Raw genomic sequence first — 18,278 nt, forward strand, 5'->3', positions numbered from 1 at the left:
CACTTAAATTGAAAGTACCCACAATTACTAAACAAAAATATATCACTGAATAAACTTCATTTCCACTGAAATTCAAGAAGTTCTTGTGTGCTTAAAAAAAGGAAATCACGCCTTTACATTTATAGGTTTAGCTTAAGTTCCACCGTGAAATTCTGTTTTAGCATGTTATTCTCCATATACTAAAAACACTATTAACACGGGGTTCATGGCACCAATAGCTATATACTTTCTTATTCTATAAGAAAACCGGGTAAAGTACGCCCGGTCCTTTAGAGAGTCATAGTATCGACTTTGTTTCCGGTATGATTTCCGTTACAGGCGGACGCAAAGCAGCAGTATCATAATAGAACCTACTCCTTAAAATAAAGGGAATACTGAATTCATAGCACATTTTTATATGTTTCCTTATTTTGCAAAAAAACTTCTCTCAAGAAGAGAGAAGTTACTATTCAGTATAGATGTACCACCAAGTTTTAACCGTCTCTGAAAAATAAGGTGTTTTATTTAGCAAAGTATCCACTAAACTCGAGTTTTCGATTAAAGTTTGGAACAAATCGATCGGTAATAACGCAATAACATAAATTACTATAAACAATAATATGTAAAATTCAATAAAACCTAAAATCGCTCCTGCAATTCTACTAATAATCCCTAAAACTGGTAGGTACGATAGAAAATCAAACATTGATGCAATGAGTTGCATTGTAAACTTTACTATAAAAAAGATAAGTGCAAATGCAATTAATTGATAAAACGTTTGGTCTAAATCCAGACGATCAATCGCAAATGTGAGTCTTGAACTTGAGTCAACAGTTGGATATGGAATCCATAACACAAATTTCTCAGCTAGTGGTTTATAATAGGTGTAAGCGACGACGAGTGCAAGAATAAATCCTGTCATATGTATCAATTGGACGATTAGACCACGTTTAGCTCCAATAAAGATTCCCGCTACTAATAAAAATACAATTACTATATCTAACATTTGTTCAACCCTTTACCCTTTTAATTTCTTCTTCTAGTTGTTCTACTTGTTCTTTTAATTTAAGATATTCATGCATGGTGTTAATTGCTGTAAGAACAGCCAATTTACCACTATCTAATGAGTGGTTGTGAGAATTAATTTCTCGCATTCTATCGTCAACCATAGATGCGACTAGACGCATATGTCCGCTTGTTTCTGAACCAACCATTTTATATGTTTGTCCATATATTTCTACAGAAACTCTTATTTTATGTTGCTCTGACAAAGGTTACCCTCCTCATCAAAATCTAATATGTATCATACCATGAAATGGATACATATGTGAATAAGGAACCATAGAAAGGAAAGTGTCCATGTCTAATGAAGTCCTGCTATTATCTACTATTAAAATTAAAGAATTATCTACTCACTATGCAAATAACCGCATCGAACGTAACGCACCTGGTGTCGTTTTTGCTGCAAAACTATCAGATACTTCTATTACTATTTATACATCTGGCAAAGTATTATTTCAAGGGAGCGGTGCAACACGAGAAGCGAAACGATGGGGTACAACCCAACAAAAAGCGGAAAAAAAGGTTAGTTCAACAAAAGGCGATATTTTGCCTGAAGGCTTTGCGAACAAATCGGTCCTTGGTTCTGATGAAACAGGAACTGGTGATTTTTTTGGTCCAATTACTGTTGCAGCTTGTTACGTCCCAGCTGATAAAATTGAACTTATTCAATACCTTGGTGTCAAAGACTCAAAAATGCTAACCGATGACATTATGCGTAAAATAGCACCTGATTTAAAGAAGTCACTAACCAATAGTATTCTAGTCCTTGGTAATGAAAAGTATAATACGGTTCAAGCTAAAGGTTGGTCACAAGGGAAAATTAAAGCCTTGTTACATAATCAAGCCTTGAAGAATGTTCTCAAGAAAATCCATCCTGTTCATCCTGAATTTATTTTAATTGACCAGTTTGCTGAGCGCGGTATTTACTACAATCATATAAAAGAAGAAAAAGACATTATTCGTGAAAATGTATTGTTTTCAACTAAAGCCGAACAACTACATGTATCAGTAGCAGCAGCATCTATTTTAGCACGTGTTGCATTTTTGGATGCAATGGATAAGTTAAGTCAACAAGTCGGTTTAACCTTACCAAAAGGGGCTAGTTTTAAAGTAGATGAAGTGGCAGCAAAGATCTTTTTATCAAAAGGGGAAGAGTACTTAACTTCTATTACGAAAAAACATTTTGCTAATACTGGGAAAGCACTAGTAATCGCCAATAAGAAAAAAGGAATCTAACATCTTTTATTTAATAAAAACCGGGCAAGTACGCCCGGTCCTTTAAGCAAGAACATAGTATCAACTTTGGTTTACGGTTATGATTTCCGTTACAACGCACTTTCATGTTTCGAAGCTAGCGTAGCGATGCAGAAACAGGCGGACGCTTTCCGCGGGCGAGCGCCAAGCCTCCTCGTCCGCTGCGCTACCTGTGGGGTCTCGTCTGTCTCGCTTTTCCCGCAGGAGTCGCCGCCTTTCACTACAATCATTCACCTATTATAAAATCAACAGTGATAACAATAATTTTATATAGATGAAACTACTAGCATCTTAATTTATATAGGACGATTTTTTATGTCCAATTCAGAGATTTCTAAACAAGAATATATAACTGAAGATGTAATCCGAAAAAACTTATGCTTCCTTTTATACATGGTCAATTACGCATTAGAAGTCCATTTGGATGAATTCGGCTCATCATAATTTCATCGATAAAACCACCGTTAGCTTTTAAACTCCCTTTCTTTTTTCCTTCTACTGTAAAACCAAACTTCTCATATAGTGCTTGTGCACCAGGGTTTGTTACGAGAACGCCAAGTTCAATTCTTTCTAGTAAAAGCCAATTGTCTGCAAGGTCCAGTATTTTCGTGAGTAGTGATTTCCCGATTCCTTTTTTATGATGTTCACTGTCTACACCTATGAATATATCTCCTACATGTGAACGCCGACCTTGTCCTTGTGTTAAAGATACGAAACCAACAACGTCACCATTATGCTCAGCAATAAATTCAAATTGATTAGGACCTAAGTTTCTCAGCCTATTCTCCATAGCCTCTACTCGCATACTAGGCAGAAAAACCATAAATGGATAAACGGCTTCCTGTATACAAATTCGATGAATAGAGCTTGCATCCTGTATCCGCACAGCTCGTATATTCACTTCCATCCTAACACCTCCTCGTATTAGATAAAATCATACTTATTTAAAATTCTCTTTACAATGTAGAAATTCCTTTTTCCAAGGATTTTGGTTCTGCAACTCGCTCTTGATTAAGAAGTATCTTCACCTCTACTAATGAGTTGTTTAATTTAATATTGGTTTTTCTAATTGTAATAACGGTAGAAGGAAAAAAACAATTAGTAGAATATACCAAAATAGATGTATTTATAATATAATACTAAAAATAGTAGAAAGCAGGGGAATTATGATGGGAAATTGTTTTATTTGTAATAAGCACTCTGGTATCATCCAAACTTCTGGTGTAAATATTTATGAGGATGATTATGTTTATGTAGGGCACATTGATAAGAACGGTAAACCAAACTATTTAGGTCATATTATGATTGATTTAAAAAGACATGTTCCAACACTTGGTGATATGACGATGGATGAAGCAAAAGCATTCGGAATGATAATGGCGAGAGTTAGTAAAGCACTTCTAGAAAGTGAAAAAGCGGAACATATCTATTCTCTTGTTTCAGGAAATTCTGTTCCTCATCTTCATATGCACTTAATTCCTCGCTATCCAGACACACCAAAAGAATATTGGGGACCAATGGATGTTTATGCTTGGGAAAAGGCGCCTTTTGGTGATAACAGAGATGTTATAAAACTGTGTGGCCGTATAAAAACATACCTTGAGAACAATCGATATGAATAGAGTTTCGGAAAGTTTTAGTTGGATTGGTAGTCAAGAAGACTTTGTTGATTTACCAAACATTCATCGGCTTAACCGTATTGTAATTGGACGATATGGAGGCAATTCAGCAGCCGGACAATACAAGAATGAAGATGGGTGTTTGGTTTGGTTTAATGATAAAGAAGATTGGGAATTCGTCATTATTCTTGATGCTCATAATACCGCTGAAAGTGCTGAAATAGTGGTAAATCGATTCAAAGAGAAGCAAAGAGAAGTAAGACAGGTATTATCTCTACCGGTAAACCACTTCACTTTTAAAAGTTTAGAAGAGTTGGTGTTAAATATATTTCAAGAACAAGAGTTTCTCTCTGCTTGTCGAAAGGTTCAAGTAGAAACAGCTTGTCTAATTGTAGTAAGAAAAGATAAATATGTTTGGTGGTTTTCAGTTGGAGACTGTGTTTTATATTTATTTCATCCAGAACTTATTGCACTTGGTCAGTATCAACTAAATCAAAGACAATTCTATGAATGGATAGGACAAGTCAATACTTTTGATCAGAGGGTACCTTGTTTTAGTACTGGAATAAAGGAGTTAAGGCAAGGAGTTAACCATCTTTTCTTGACTACTGATGGTTTAATTGAATGCCCTGGTGAACCTTATACAAATCCAAGTAACATAGTAAATGCATTTTCAAATTCCGAGAATGACGAAGCTGTTCTTACATTATTGTTAAAAATTCAAGATAAAAATGTACGGGATAGTACCACGATAGTTTCTTGGAAAGTAAATATTCTAAGAGAAGCAAGTCAACCAAGTAATGGATAGATAATTCGGTTTCCGTGTCTCTATGGAAGGCAAAACTTCTGCACCATAACCTGCAGAAAGAAGGACCCTAGGGAGAAGTGTCATTGTCACTTCTCCCTAGGATACCCTTACAGGCGCGGCCGGTTTGCGTTTGATGCGGCCACCTTCAACCAATGAGCATATAGTGTATGCTACTCCATACAAAATAAAATTGAGCTAGGAAGTGTACCTCCAAGCTCATTGTATTTTGCAGTCCGTTTTTACTAAGTACCCGATATTTTAATAAAAATATTAAAGTTTCATCTTTAAACCTTCATGTGTTGGTTTAAAACCTAACCGTTCATAAAACCTTAACGCATCTGGTCTTTTTTTATCAGTTGTTAGCTGTACTAAATGACAACCACGTTCTTTTGCACGTTGAATTGCCCATTTTATAAGTTCAGTACCTACACCTTTATCTCTTACTGAAGCTGATGTTCTCACTCCTTCGATAGTAGCTCTCCATCCACCTTGATGTGTTATATATGGTGTAAAAGTAATTTGTTGTACCCCAATCACTTCATTGCCATCACAAGCCACTACTAACTCGTTATTAGGGTCAGATATAATAGCCTCAAGTGCTTCAATATAACTATTGGGAAGTGGATTCTCATAACGTTCACGCATACTTCCTAAAACATCATCAGCAAGCATTGCAACAATACTATCTAAGTCTTTTTCAGTAGCTACTCTAAACATTATTTCTATCGTCAATAATACTCCCTCCTTATTAGAAAACCTTTGTTACTTTATGGTAACCGAATATTTATGACATAAGGTAATTATATTGTTTTAATGGCAATAAATAAGTAATACTAATAAAGTTTTTTGATAGTAGTTAACTACCCTTTCGTTCAAAAATAAAAGGATGTGTATGCTCACAATTTCGTGAACATACACATCCTCTTTTATTTATCCTCGAAGTTGTGCGTTACCTTCTATTTCAAGAGCTTTTAACACTTTTGAATGAGTTTTCACTACTTCTTCATCTGTTAATGTACGTTGTGGATCTTCATACGTAAGTGAGAATGCAACAGATTTTTGTCCTTGTTCCATTTTCTCGCCTTCGTATAAATCAAACACTCTTACATCTTTCAGTAACTTGCCTCCTGCTCCTCGAATAACTTTTTCGAGTTCAGCTGCAGGTTTGGCACGTTCAACCACTAATGCAATATCACGTGTGATAGATGGAAAACGTGGTACGGCTTTGTATAGTAGGGGTTCCAAAGAGAATGTTAATAATTTGGCTAAGTTTAATTCCATAACATATGTTTCCTTTAGATCACGCTTCTTTTGATCTGTCGGATGCAATTGGCCAATAATCCCAATCGGTTTGTCTGCTAGGAAAATTTTTGCCGTTCTACCTGGGTGAAGACCATCCACTTGCGCTTGCTCAAATGAAGTTAATTTGTCTAAACCTAATTTTAAAAATAATCCTTCGATAATGCCTTTTAACACAAAGAAATCTACTGTTTTACGTTCGCCCTGCCAGCTATGGTCAAGCCATTTACCTGTAATAACTGCCGCGACATGTTCTTCTTCATGGAGAAGACCTTCTGACGTTTCTCCAAGAAAAACTGAACCAGTCTCAAATAGAGCAACAGATTCTGCTTTTCGAGCTAAGTTATATGTTGCAGCCTCAAGTAAATGAGGAACTAACGATTGGCGTAGTATACTGCGTTCTTCACTCATTGGCATTAATAGTTCAGTAATAGGTGCAGTTTCAAGTGCAAAGGCCTGCGCCAGTTCTTTGGATGTTAATGAATACGTAATAGCTTGAAGTAATCCAGCACCTTCTAAATAATTGCGAACAATACGTCGTTGTGCTTGGTAAGGAGTAAGACCCCCAGGTGTCGTTTCACCTTCAGGCAGTGTCATTGGAATTTCATCATAGCCGTAAATACGAGCGATTTCTTCTATGATATCTTCTTCAATTTGTATATCTTGTCTACGTGTAGGTGCTTTGATGTAAAGCAATCCATTCGCTGCTTCATACTCAAATTTTAGACGACTTAATATCGATGTCATTTCTTCAAAAGATATTTTCATTCCTAAACGATTGTTAATGAAGTCTGGAGATACAATTACTTCTTTTTGAGATTTATCCAACTCATCTACCATTACGCTTCCTTGCAGGACTTCTCCTCCTGCGAGTTCAGATATCAGTTGCGCAGCACGTTCTGCAGCTGCAATCACACGATTCGGATCCACACTTTTTTCAAAACGTGAACTCGCATCACTGCGTAGATTGTGATCTTTTGAAGTTTGACGAACAGAAGCGGGTTTGAAGTATGCAGACTCAATAACGATAGTTGTTGTTCCCTCATGTACTTCTGTATTCGCTCCCCCCATAACGCCTGCAATCGCTACTGCCTCTTGACCATTTGTGATAACTAAATGGTGGGCCTGTAATTCGCGTTGCTGATTATCTAATGTGGTGATTTTTTCACCTTGACGTGCTGTACGTACAACGATTTCTCCTGTTTGCAAGCGGTCATAATCGAATGCATGAAGTGGTTGACCATATTCCATTAACACATAATTGGTTACGTCTACAACATTATTATGAGGACGTACTCCTGCAGCCATTAATCGTTGTTGTAACCAAAGTGGAGATTCACCAATTTTTATATTCTTTACTACTTTTGCTACATACATTGGGTTCGCATCCAAATCTTCCACACGAAGTTTCAAGACGTTTTCAGCTACTTCTGTTGACGAGTTATACGAGATTTCTGGATATTTCATATCTTCAGAAAGAATTGCACCGACCTCATAAGCAACACCTAACATGCTCATAGCATCAGCACGATTTGGCGTTAACCCAAGTTCTAGAACCGTATCATGTAATCCTAATATTTCGAGTGCATCTGCGCCTGTTTGTGTTTCACTAGGCAAAACATAGATGCCATCAGCATAGGCTTTAGGTACAAGCTTTCCTTCAATTCCTATTTCTTGAAGAGAACAAATCATACCGTTCGATTCTTCACCTCTAAGTTTAGCCTTTTTTATTTTGATTCCTCCAGATAATACTGCACCAGGACGAGCAACGATTACTTTTTGATTTGCAGCTATGTTTTCAGCTCCGCAAATAATTTGAGTTACTTCTTCCCCTACATCCACTTGGCAAATGTTTAGCTTGTCTGCTTCGGGATGTTTTTTGCATTCTAATACATAACCAACCACTACATTCTTCATTCCTTGTGAGCGATCGATTATAGCATCTACTTCTATTCCAGAGCGTGTAATTTTTTCAGCGAGTTCTGCTGGGTCTAACCCTTTAATACTTATATAATCAGCTAACCATTTTGTAGAAACGAGCATGTGATCTCCTCCTTACACTTCTGTTCGGTGGAATTGCGAAACAAATCGCACATCATTCGTATAAAAATGACGAATGTCTTCCACACCATATTTCAACATTGCAATACGTTCAGGTCCCATTCCAAATGCAAATCCAGACAAACGTTTTGAATCGTATCCGGCCATTTCCAATACATTTGGATGCACCATACCAGCACCTAAAATTTCAAGCCAACCTGTTTTTTTACAGACGTTACAGCCACTTCCACCACATTTGAAACAAGAGATATCCATCTCAACAGATGGTTCTGTGAATGGGAAGAAACTTGGACGCAACCGAATTTCACGATCATCTCCAAACATTTTTTTCGCAAAGACAGATAACGTCCCTTTTAAATCACTCATGCGGATGTTCTCACCAATAACAAGACCTTCGATTTGTGTAAATTGGTGTGAATGTGTAGCGTCGTCGTTATCACGTCGATACACTTTGCCGGGACAAATAATTTTGATTGGTTCTCCACCTTTGGCTTCCATAGTCCGTGCTTGCACTGGAGAAGTATGTGTTCGTAGTAAAATATCTTCTGAAATGTAGAATGAATCTTGCATATCACGAGCTGGATGTCCTTTTGGCAAGTTCAAAGCTTCAAAGTTATAATAGTCTTTTTCAACTTCTGGACCTTCAGCAACTTCATATCCCATGCTAATGAATAGGTCTTCTATTTCTTCTACTACACGTGTTAATGGATGACCATTCCCTGTTTTTACAGGCCGACCTGGTAAAGTCACATCAATCGATTCATTTTCAAGTTGTTGTTGTATGGCAACTTCTTCTAATAAAATACTTCTTTCATCAAGAAATGCCGTTACTTCTTCACGAATGACGTTAACTAGAGTTCCCATTTTCGGACGCTCTTCAGCGGGTAGTTTACCCATACCTTTTAATAAATCAGTAATAGGTCCTTTTTTCCCTAAATACGCTACGCGGACTTCTTGTAGTTCTTTCACAGTTGACGCAGCTTGAATTTTACTGATTGCTTCTTCTTTTAATTGTTGTAATTGCAATTCCATCTGAACATCCTCCTTCCAAAATTAGAAAAACACTTTTGGCAACCACAATGGTAGAATCCGATGTCTTTCTCAAACTTTTTTTCGAATAGTACTCTTTCCATATCAGTACAAAAAAACCCCGCCCCTAAAAAAGGGACGAGGAACTATTTCGCGGTACCACCCTGATTACTACGCTGATTTTCCAGACGTAATCACTTCATTGAATTAACGACTCTTCACCGGCACATCTTTACAGCAATTGCTGGTCCAAACGGCAGCTCTCGGGGTGAACTTCGATGAATCTTCTATATCTGCACTCACAGTCTTGGTGCAAACTTCCTAAATAAAAGGGGGTCATTTACTTTTCCCGGTCATAGCTTTTTTACGTATCAAATTATTATATATTATACGTCTGTTTTACTTTTTCATCAAGATTTAATGTTAATAGGTATTAATGTGTATAGAAGAATACCTGTTGCAACAGCAACATTTAATGATTCAGCTTGTCCTAATAGAGGAATTTTCAAATTCATATCAGTTTGTACTAATATCTCTGGTGACAAACCACTTCCTTCATTGCCCATAATTAACGCGAATTGTTGTTGAGGTTCTACATCGTTGTATGTGACTGAATCTTCTAGCGACGTCCCATACACAGCAATTTTTTTATACTTACACGATTGAATCCATTGTGATAAATCACCTTTAACAATGGGAATATGAAAGTGAGATCCTTGACCAGAACGCACGGTCTTAGGGTTAAAAGCATCTGCTGAGCCTTTTCCTAAAATCACTGCATCCATTCCTGCTGCATCCGCTGTACGAATCATTGTACCCACATTACCTGGATCTTGGACTGCATCAATAAAGAGAAGTTTCTTCCAATTTTGTTGTTGATCAGTTGTACTTTTTGGTTGACTACAGTGTGCATAAATTCCTTGAGAATGTTCAGTTTCAGCAATTTCCACTGCAATGTCCATTGTTACTTCAATAATTTCAATATCCTCTACATTCCAAGCTTTTGGAATGGTTATACCTTCTCTAATAATTATAGAAAGAACTAAATCTGGTTTTTTTAATGCTTCCTCAACTAAATGGAAACCTTCCACTAAGAATTCTCCTGATTTGTCACGTTCTTTTCTTACAGTTACTAGTCTTTTCCAATGCTTAACTTGTGAATTTTGTGAAGATTCAATACGTCTCATATTAAGTTGTACCACCTTTTTCTTTTATTGTAACAAATACATGTATAAGTGGCGAGAACAGCGGACAAAATGATATGTGAGGAGGAGAGATTATGGACTTTCAAATTAGAGATGCTATAACGGTTAACATGATTGGAAATAACGCTTCAGAAATTCGCGAAGTAGTTGAAGATGCGATTAAACGTGGCGAAGAGCATTTACTCCCAGGCCTTGGTGTGTTTTTTGAAAAATGGTGGCAAACTGCTCCCGAACCAGAAAAAGCAACAGTTTTAAAACACTTGGAAAATTCGTTCCAAGAATAATTGTATTGCAATTACTTTCTATAAAGAGACGACTTTAGATTCAGATTTTGAATTTAAAGTCGTCTCTTTTATTAAAACTGTGTAGCCTTAGGACGGATTAAGAATGAAATTATCAAATCTGTAAAAAGAGGGTTCCCTGGTTCTCCATGTGATAAGCGAGTCGACTAAGTATGTAGAAATAGTTAATTAGATGAAAGAGTAGACTCGTCGGCATGGAGCGAAAATCAACTTTGTTCGGATTTTATTACTAGATTTCTTATTATAAAATTGACTCATGTACAAAAAAGTCAAACCCTAGTGCTGTTATAATACCAAACACTAATACCCATAAAGCGATACTAAGAGTTGACCAAATCATTGTCAACTTTTTATCTGCGCCTAATGTCATTCCGATAAATGCAGCAAGATGTGTACCGATTAGGATGGGACCTAGAAGGAGCAATCCGAGCAAACCGTATTTAATCCAAACTTTCTTTGCACGTTTAGATCGTTTAGATTGGGATTTCCCTTTTTCTTCATTACGTTTCATCAACCAAATATTTATTCTATCAAAGGCAATAATAAGAATCATAATGGTTAACAAATTCCCTGTAAATCCAAGGACCATCACCCAAACTGGTGATAACCCCGCAACTATTCCTAGAGGTACAACTAAAGCTATTTCGAGCCAAGGAATGGCAGCACCCAGAAATACTAAAAAGTATTCCCACATTAATCCTCGACCTCCCGCAAATATTTACGAATTTCTAAGTAGTAGATTATATATTGCATAAGAGCTAAAATTAAAATACCAAAAATCATCCAAAATCTGGACAATTCGAATACTAAGTAAATTGCCGTCAGCACTGGAAGAGCCCACACGAAGAATGTGTAAACTTTTTGTGCTGCTTTTCTCGTAATGTGTGTCATCCCTTCATCCTGCTCTAAGAATTCTAAGGGACGAATTTGCCACATCGTTAGTTTTTGAGTTAGGTGTTGTTTGTTGTGTTTAGCTATTTTAGATGCAAATATTGCTCCCAAGATAAATGTTAAGGAGATGGATCCAAACAATAACAAAGATTCGAAGCCAGCTAATTCAAATGAATAACTGAATTCGTCAGTACTATTAATTAATTCTGTAGTAGCACTAGTTACACTAAAAGCCAAAAACCCAAACATTACAATAAATGCCATTTGCCATAGTGGGTACTGTACCCGAAAGTCTTTTTTCATGTTTTCCTGTCTCCTTCCAACCAAAACAATTCATCGACTTTTATTTCAAACTCTCTTGCAATTTTTAATGCTAGCGAAACTGAGGGCGAAAAATCTCCTTTTTCTATAAAACTAATTGTTTGTCTAGTGACCCCTACTCTCTCTCCTAAATCCCCTTGCGTAAATCCAAACCGTGCACGTAGTTCTTTGACTCGGTTATGGAGCATCTAGGCGCAACTCCTTTCTTTCACGTTAAGTATACTACACTAAATGTAATGTATACTTAACATAATGTCAATAATAATTAACATTTTTATAAATATGAATTTTTCAATGCAGAAAAATAGTCGGCTTTTCCAAACAAAAAAAGCTCCTGACAGATTTCTCAGGAACTTTTGATGCTTTTTATGAAAGAACAGATGCAAGAATAGCTTTTTGTGCATGTAAACGATTCTCTGCCTGGTCAAATACCGCTGAATGTGGACCATCAATAATCGATGTTGCCACTTCTTCTTCACGGTGGGCAGGTAAACAATGTAGAAATAAATAGTCGGGTTTAGCATATTTCACGAGTTCATCATTTATTTGGTACCCCTCGAACGCTAAGAGTCGGGCAGTAGTTTCTTCTTCTTGACCCATACTAGTCCATACATCTGTATAAATAACATCAGCGTTTGTTACAGCTTCGATTGGATTGGTAGTAGTCTTTATCGTAGATCCATTTAATATAGCAAGTTGTTGAGCTTTTTCTAATATATCACTGTTCACTTCAAATCCTTTTGGTGAAGCAATTGTTACGTCAACACCCAGATGAGCACAGGCAATTATTAGTGAATGTGCTACATTGTTGCCATCTCCAACATAAGCTAACTTTTGACCCGGTAAATAGCCTTTAACTTCATGAACTGTTAACAAATCAGCTAGTGCTTGGCACGGATGATATAGATCCGTTAAACCATTGATAACTGGTATGGTAGCAGCATGAGCCAGTTCTTCAACCATTTTATGCGAATTAGCACGAATCATAATAGCATCTAGATAACCTGATAATACTTTCCCCGTATCAGAAACGGGCTCTCCACGTCCTATTTGTAAATCTCTAGCATGCATGTATATAGCATGCCCGCCTAGGTGAGTCATTCCGACTTCAAATGAGATACGAGTTCGAGTTGAATGTTTTTCGAATATAAGTCCAACCGTTTTGCCTTTAAGTAAAGGGGGATGTACTCCACTTTTAGCTAAACTTTTTAAATGGACAGCTAGTTCTAATAATTCTTTTACTTCTTTTGACGAATAATCAAACCAAGTTAATAAATCTTTTCCCTTAACACTTTCAACTACTTCAAGATTAACGTATTCCAATAATTTCATAAACAATCACTCCTATTTATAATTATGTATTCCCTATTATAAATATGCATAGTTATAAAAGCAAGTGAATATTTATAAGTTTTAAAAGAAAATGCTTTTTATAATATCTTTGTTAGTTAGTTTTTTGAAAAGCCACAGCTTTTTCTATTCAAAACAAAGGAAATCACCCTTATCTATAATGTTTACAGACTATCCTGATAATTTTCATATCATTCTTTGTAGACTTTACATTGACTAACATTATATATAAAATGCTTTATGCTTATACACGCTTATTCAATTCAGAACAATATGTATGTGGTTGATTTGCTATCCTATGTCAAGAAAAACTTAAATGTTCCTGTGGGGTTTATCCTTTAAAAATTTGTTTATCATCAAAGAATGTTATCTTGCTTGTAGGCACAATAAAAGGAGCTGTCCCAAAAGTCATAGAAAATGACTTTTAAGGGTAGCCCTCTTTTCATATAAAAATGGCACTGTCGGTTTCCGTTACAACGCACTTTCATGTTTCGAAGCTAGCACAGCGATGCAGAAACAGAAGCATACGGACGCTTTCCACGGGCGGTCCGTGAGTCTCGCGTTGTGGCGTTCTTAGCCTTTGTTCCATTTGTGCTCCTGCAGGGTCTTACCGAACACACTTTTCACCCTGGAGTCGCCGCCTTTCACTACAATCTTTTGAAAATGAAAGCAAAGACCAAAGCAGCCCTAGAATGTGAAACAAAATCATGCATCTACGCGCAACGTAAAATTGAAGTAGAAATTGTTTTTGGTCACATCAAGGGCAATTGGTCATTCCGTAGGTTTTTACTGTGAATCTTTGATAAGGTCCACACAGAGTTTGGCAACACAATCTCTTAAAGTAGTAGGGATCCGCTAGCTACTTTCAAGAGCAATAACTAAAAATATAAAAACAGGTGAAGAAAAACGACTCGTTTTCCTTCACCTGTTTTATTTTAGGGACTTATTAGACAGGCCCTTTCTGAGTTAAACTTAATCAAATATAATTTTATTTACTGTTTCACGATCTAACTTTTTGATAACTGCGACGATTAATTTTACTGCATTTTCATAATCATCACGATGTAAGATACCTGCATGTGAATGAATATAACGAGTTGCAACACCTATTGCTAATGCAGGTACTCCATTTGCTGATAAATGAATTGCTCCTGCATCAGTTCCACCACCAGGCATAGTTTCGAACTGGAATGGAATATTATTTTCTTCGGCTGTATCCACTACAAGGTCACGTAGTCCTTTATGAGCAACCATTGACGCATCAAATAACACTAATTGTGGACCAGCACCCATTTTACTTGTCGATTCTTTTGTAGTGATTCCTGGAGTGTCTCCAGCAATCCCGACATCAACAGCAAAACCAATATCTGGTTTGATTTTTGCAGCTGCAGTTCGAGCACCACGTAATCCAACCTCTTCTTGGACAGCACCTACTCCATATACTATATTTGGATGCTTTTCACCTTTAAGTGCTCTTAATACGTCTATTGCAATTGCACAGCCAATACGATTGTCCCATGCTTTTGCAAGAAGTAACTTTTCGTTATTCATAACAGTGAATTCAAAGTAAGGGGTGACCATATCTCCAGGAGAGACACCCCACTCTTTTGCTTCTTCTTCAGAAGAGGCACCGATATCAATAAACATGTCTTTAATATCAACTGGTTTTTTACGCGCTTCTGGAGATAAAATATGAGGTGGTTTTGAACCAATAACTCCAGTAATAGAATCTCCTTTACGTGTAGTAATAGTTACACGTTGTGCAAGCATAACTTGTGACCACCAGCCACCCACTGTTTGGAACTTTAAGAAACCTTTATCATCAATTTGGGAAATCATGAAGCCAACTTCATCTAAGTGACCAGCAATCATGATTTTCGGACCGTCAGCGTCGCCCACTTTTTCTGCAATCAAGCTACCTAAGTTGTCTGAATCCATTCGATCAGCAAACGGCTCTATGTATTTTTTCATCACATCGCGAGCTTCTCGTTCATTACCCGGGATTGCTTTCGCATCTGTTAATTCCTTAAGCATTGTTAATGTTGAGTCTAGCTTTGTCATTATTTCGCCCTCCTAAATATATACTACAAATCTTATTATAGTGTAAACGTATTCAATTTACAAAACTTCAGTTAATATCCAACACGTTGACGTTCGTAATTTTTCTCATTTTTATTAATATACCCTTGTAAGATTTGTTCATGTGTAAAACCTAGATTTGATGCAATGGCTCCATACCACGACCACACATTTTTGTAATTTTCTTTCGTAGGAACTTGTAGAAATTGATTAATGGAGACTTGAGTATGTATAAACAACATTGTTAATGAACCTTCTTCGTCTGGATTAGCAGGCCAAGTCTCTAAATCATTCAACTGTTTGTCGTTTCCAAGGGATAATAAGAAATGTATTGAATCTACATATTCTTCTAAGATCACATTATCTTCAGATGGACCTTTTTCACTCCAAAATTTAAAGCAACGAGTTTCATTGGCCAATTCAGCAAGTTCCACTGACAATGCTAGACCTTTCTCAAGAAACACATCTCGCGAAATATTCTTTTCAGTTTGAATATAACTATCTAAAGATCTTTGCATGTCAAAAAGTTTTTTTAAGTACATTCTTATGCCTCCTAAATAAAATAATTTAATTAATCATGAAACTAAAGGTTCCGTCATCCGTATACAATAATATCATGCTTGTCAAAGAGGAGTGTTAATTATGATTATAGTATTGATCCGATTTTTAATTATCGCTCTTCTCATATATTTGTTTTATCGTGGAATTAATTATTTAATCGATCCAAAGCGAAAATTAGATGAAGCTCATGAAAAGGGTTCATATTATTTTTATGATGATATCAAGAATGTACGTAAAAACTTTTTTATTTCCTTTAAAGGCACATTATTTGAGGGAGAGAAATATTTAGGTACTACAGAAAATGCATTTGAAGTAGTTTCTATTTTTGTTTGGGCCAAAGACACAATGAAATTACAAGGCTTTACACGCGATGATTTTTTGTTCTTAGAGAAAGAAATCTTGATGAACTACCCAGATGCCGACATTAGTTGGAAAAATCCAATTGAAAAATTAATGAATGATCAATAATGCACTAAAACCGACATTAGGCGATATGTCGGTTTTTTATTAACGTTCATATTGTGAGTGTATTTAAAAAATACCTAGCATCACAGAGGTCACTGAAATACTTCTTCATTGTAGATTGGACTGTACAAGTGACGAGCCTTCCCTCGAGCTTATCGAAGGAAGGCTCGTTAAGGGTTAACCTCGTACAAAGATAAAATCATAGTTTCCACGGTGCATATTTTAAAGTCCATATTCAATTATAAACGTATTACTACCTGCTTCAACAAATTCAAAGGCGGTTGGGTTATTTCATCCTTATCACTTTATAAAAGAGAATTTTACTTTTTTCAACTAACAAAGCAGTAGAGTTGAAGAAGGAAAAATAAGAAAAATTATTGGGGGAGAAATATATTGAGTACAGTTGTTTATATGGTGAGACACGGTGAGTCTCCAAAAGAAGGAAATGATAGAACAAGAGGATTAACCGAAAAAGGTTATTTAGATGCTCAACGAGTAACTGACATATTGAAAGATGAAAAAATCGATGCAGTTGTTTCAAGCCCATACATACGTTCAATATTGACTGTTGAAAAGATAGCTCAACAAATAGGGCAAGAAATTTTAGTCTTTGAGGATTTAAAAGAGAGGGTATTTTCTTCTGAAAACAAAAGATTAGCTGATGAGGAATTGGTTCAGATTTTGGAAAAGTCGTTTTTCGATTCAAATTTCTCCTTAGGGGGACCCTTGTTACTTCGAGAGGCGATGGTAAAAGTTATATTTATTCTAATTTCAATCCGAAATATGCTCAAATGTCGGTAACGATATTAAGAACGTATTACAACTTTTGTAAAGATACAGAAAAGAATGGTATTAAAAAGACACCCGCACAACGATTAGGTATCGCAGACAAGGTGTATTCGTGGGAAGATATTATATATAAACGATAAAAAGACGCTGATTAAAGGTTAAGGCGATCCGTTTTGAATCATTTTTTTGAAATAAACGGTCAATTTGAACCCGTTTTATTATCAAAATAAACAGTTTAGTTGAACAAGGAATAATTACCAGTTGTAAATATTTCGAATTTTGAGATGATAGAGTTTGAATGACATAAAATATTTAGGCGGTTATTAAATGAAAAAAAAACTAGGTTATAGCATTTTATTAGGTATTACTATGTTACTTCTGATTTCTTTGTCCAATTTTACAGATATCTTAGATACTTCCAAATGGGTAGCAAGAATTCTTTTTGTAATAAGTATTGTTAACTTCATTTATGTTTTAAAGCTTTTCAAAGAATCGAAGAAATAAAAATAACCGTCTATTATGAAGTTTTGCAATTACCTTATTCAGCTAACGAGGCAGATTAACCTGAGTTATAATTGTAGTAAATTGCTTTAAGTTAAGGTAGAGGTAGTATTGTTAGGGAGTGAGCGACAATGAAAAAATATGATAAATATGTAAGTAAAGCGAATCGTTACGAAATTATTGGATTTAAAAAAATAGCAATAAAAATAATGGAATTAGCAATAGAAGAGCCATTTTCAAAATTAGAAATAGGAAGTGGATTAATTTATATTGGTTTAATGCATCGTAAATTAAATGATTTAAACAAAGCAAATAAATATTTTGAAAATGCTCTAAATTTATGCAAAGACGAACAGTATCCTTATAGTTCTAACTATAAAATTATTATTCAAAGCTTTTTAGATAATGAAGAATTAGAAAAGGCAACGAAATGGATTCATCATTTAACTGAAAGAGCCAACTATGATAAAAAATTTTCCAAATTAAAAAAACTGAAATTAGAATAAGGTCTATGTTTGACTATTCTTTTCCTAACAGTAAATCCTTCTTCAACTAAATGTATATAAGGGTGTTTTAGTTTAATAAGCGGAGATGAAAATTAGGCTTACTAAAAATTAAAACTATAAAAACACTGAGTATTTTCTCAGTGTTTTTTAAATTGTTTTCTGCAAGAAAATGACAATAAAGTAGGGAAACCATTTTC

General features: G+C 35.7%; 19 protein-coding genes, 1 pseudogene and 1 other annotated feature. Of the genes and pseudogenes, 7 read left to right on the forward strand and 13 right to left on the reverse strand.

The window, feature by feature from the left end; all coding sequences use genetic code 11:
- Window positions 1-445 precede the first annotated feature (445 nt).
- Window positions 446-985, reverse strand: coding sequence for a CvpA family protein (locus tag B371_RS0110155; protein WP_019414204.1), 540 nt, complete (start codon window positions 983-985; stop codon window positions 446-448).
- A 4-nt stretch (window positions 986-989) separates the two neighbouring features.
- A complete protein-coding gene (gene zapA, locus B371_RS0110160; RefSeq protein WP_019414205.1) occupies window positions 990-1,250 on the reverse strand; it encodes a cell division protein ZapA in 261 nt (86 codons plus the stop codon).
- 88 nt (window positions 1,251-1,338) lie between these two features.
- Here zapA and rnhC point away from each other — a divergent pair, with 88 nt between their 5' ends.
- Entirely contained in the window at window positions 1,339-2,277 is a 939-nt protein-coding gene (rnhC, locus tag B371_RS0110165) for a ribonuclease HIII (protein ID WP_019414206.1), read from the forward strand.
- 415 nt (window positions 2,278-2,692) lie between these two features.
- Here the strand turns inward: rnhC and B371_RS0110170 are convergent, their stop codons facing one another.
- Window positions 2,693-3,202 (reverse strand): GNAT family N-acetyltransferase, encoded by a 510-nt coding sequence (locus B371_RS0110170; RefSeq protein ID WP_019414207.1) that lies wholly within the window; start codon window positions 3,200-3,202, stop codon window positions 2,693-2,695.
- A gap of 262 nt (window positions 3,203-3,464) precedes the next feature.
- Here B371_RS0110170 and B371_RS0110175 point away from each other — a divergent pair, with 262 nt between their 5' ends.
- Both B371_RS0110175 and B371_RS0110180 read left to right on the forward strand, forming a co-directional pair.
- Window positions 3,465-3,917 (forward strand): HIT family protein, encoded by a 453-nt coding sequence (locus tag B371_RS0110175; protein ID WP_019414208.1) that lies wholly within the window; start codon window positions 3,465-3,467, stop codon window positions 3,915-3,917.
- Window positions 3,910-4,722, forward strand: coding sequence for a protein phosphatase 2C domain-containing protein (locus B371_RS0110180; RefSeq protein WP_019414209.1), 813 nt, complete (start codon window positions 3,910-3,912; stop codon window positions 4,720-4,722). The genes B371_RS0110175 and B371_RS0110180 overlap by 8 nt, the downstream gene beginning before the upstream one ends.
- A 270-nt stretch (window positions 4,723-4,992) precedes the next feature.
- Here B371_RS0110180 and B371_RS0110185 read toward each other — a convergent pair whose 3' ends face one another.
- The 4 genes from B371_RS0110185 to B371_RS0110200 form a co-directional block, all read right to left on the reverse strand.
- Window positions 4,993-5,439, reverse strand: a complete 447-nt coding sequence (locus B371_RS0110185) for a GNAT family N-acetyltransferase (protein ID WP_040681233.1) — start codon at window positions 5,437-5,439, stop codon at window positions 4,993-4,995.
- A gap of 213 nt (window positions 5,440-5,652) precedes the next feature.
- On the reverse strand, window positions 5,653-8,064 hold the full coding sequence (pheT, locus tag B371_RS0110190; RefSeq protein WP_019414211.1) for a phenylalanine--tRNA ligase subunit beta: 2,412 nt from the start codon (window positions 8,062-8,064) through the stop codon (window positions 5,653-5,655).
- Window positions 8,065-8,076: 12 nt separating this feature from the next.
- Complete coding sequence (pheS, locus tag B371_RS0110195) at window positions 8,077-9,114, reverse strand: phenylalanine--tRNA ligase subunit alpha (RefSeq protein WP_019414212.1); 1,038 nt, start codon at window positions 9,112-9,114, stop codon at window positions 8,077-8,079.
- A gap of 128 nt (window positions 9,115-9,242) precedes the next feature.
- Window positions 9,243-9,477, reverse strand: a binding site (T-box leader).
- Between the two features lie 44 nt (window positions 9,478-9,521).
- A complete protein-coding gene (locus B371_RS0110200) occupies window positions 9,522-10,298 on the reverse strand; it encodes an RNA methyltransferase (protein WP_019414213.1) in 777 nt (258 codons plus the stop codon).
- A gap of 92 nt (window positions 10,299-10,390) precedes the next feature.
- Here B371_RS0110200 and sspI point away from each other — a divergent pair, with 92 nt between their 5' ends.
- Window positions 10,391-10,600, forward strand: a complete 210-nt coding sequence (sspI, locus tag B371_RS0110205) for a small acid-soluble spore protein SspI (protein ID WP_019414214.1) — start codon at window positions 10,391-10,393, stop codon at window positions 10,598-10,600.
- 259 nt (window positions 10,601-10,859) lie between these two features.
- On the opposite strand, the gene B371_RS0110210 is transcribed toward sspI, so the two are convergent.
- The 6 genes from B371_RS0110210 to B371_RS0110240 all read right to left on the reverse strand — a co-directional run bounded on the left by B371_RS0110210 (window position 10,860) and on the right by B371_RS0110240 (window position 15,801).
- Complete coding sequence (locus B371_RS0110210) at window positions 10,860-11,312, reverse strand: small multi-drug export protein (protein ID WP_019414215.1); 453 nt, start codon at window positions 11,310-11,312, stop codon at window positions 10,860-10,862.
- On the reverse strand, window positions 11,312-11,812 hold the full coding sequence (locus B371_RS0110215; RefSeq protein WP_019414216.1) for a hypothetical protein: 501 nt from the start codon (window positions 11,810-11,812) through the stop codon (window positions 11,312-11,314). Before B371_RS0110215 ends, B371_RS0110210 begins: the two co-directional genes overlap by 1 nt.
- On the reverse strand, window positions 11,809-12,018 hold the full coding sequence (locus B371_RS0110220; RefSeq protein ID WP_019414217.1) for a helix-turn-helix transcriptional regulator: 210 nt from the start codon (window positions 12,016-12,018) through the stop codon (window positions 11,809-11,811). Before B371_RS0110220 ends, B371_RS0110215 begins: the two co-directional genes overlap by 4 nt.
- 178 nt (window positions 12,019-12,196) lie before the next feature.
- Window positions 12,197-13,162 (reverse strand): ornithine carbamoyltransferase, encoded by a 966-nt coding sequence (gene argF / locus B371_RS0110225; protein WP_019414218.1) that lies wholly within the window; start codon window positions 13,160-13,162, stop codon window positions 12,197-12,199.
- Between the two features lie 990 nt (window positions 13,163-14,152).
- On the reverse strand, window positions 14,153-15,241 hold the full coding sequence (locus tag B371_RS0110235) for a M42 family metallopeptidase (RefSeq protein ID WP_019414219.1): 1,089 nt from the start codon (window positions 15,239-15,241) through the stop codon (window positions 14,153-14,155).
- Window positions 15,242-15,312: 71 nt separating this feature from the next.
- The gene (locus B371_RS0110240; RefSeq protein WP_019414220.1) at window positions 15,313-15,801 is read right to left on the reverse strand and encodes a dUTP diphosphatase; all 489 of its coding nucleotides are present in this window, start codon (window positions 15,799-15,801) and stop codon (window positions 15,313-15,315) included.
- Between the two features lie 100 nt (window positions 15,802-15,901).
- Between B371_RS0110240 and B371_RS0110245 the strand changes: the two genes are divergently transcribed.
- From B371_RS0110245 to B371_RS0110260, 3 genes and pseudogenes are all read left to right on the forward strand, one after another.
- Window positions 15,902-16,288, forward strand: a complete 387-nt coding sequence (locus B371_RS0110245; RefSeq protein WP_019414221.1) for a hypothetical protein — start codon at window positions 15,902-15,904, stop codon at window positions 16,286-16,288.
- Window positions 16,289-16,678: 390 nt separating this feature from the next.
- Window positions 16,679-17,008 (forward strand): annotated as a pseudogene (locus B371_RS21670) (histidine phosphatase family protein); the annotation flags it as partial.
- Between the two features lie 698 nt (window positions 17,009-17,706).
- Window positions 17,707-18,081, forward strand: coding sequence for a hypothetical protein (locus B371_RS0110260; protein ID WP_019414224.1), 375 nt, complete (start codon window positions 17,707-17,709; stop codon window positions 18,079-18,081).
- Window positions 18,082-18,278: the final 197 nt, after the last annotated feature.

The sequence above is a fragment of the Paenisporosarcina sp. TG20 genome (genome assembly GCF_000286315.1).
In the GTDB taxonomy this organism is placed as follows: domain Bacteria; phylum Bacillota; class Bacilli; order Bacillales_A; family Planococcaceae; genus Paenisporosarcina.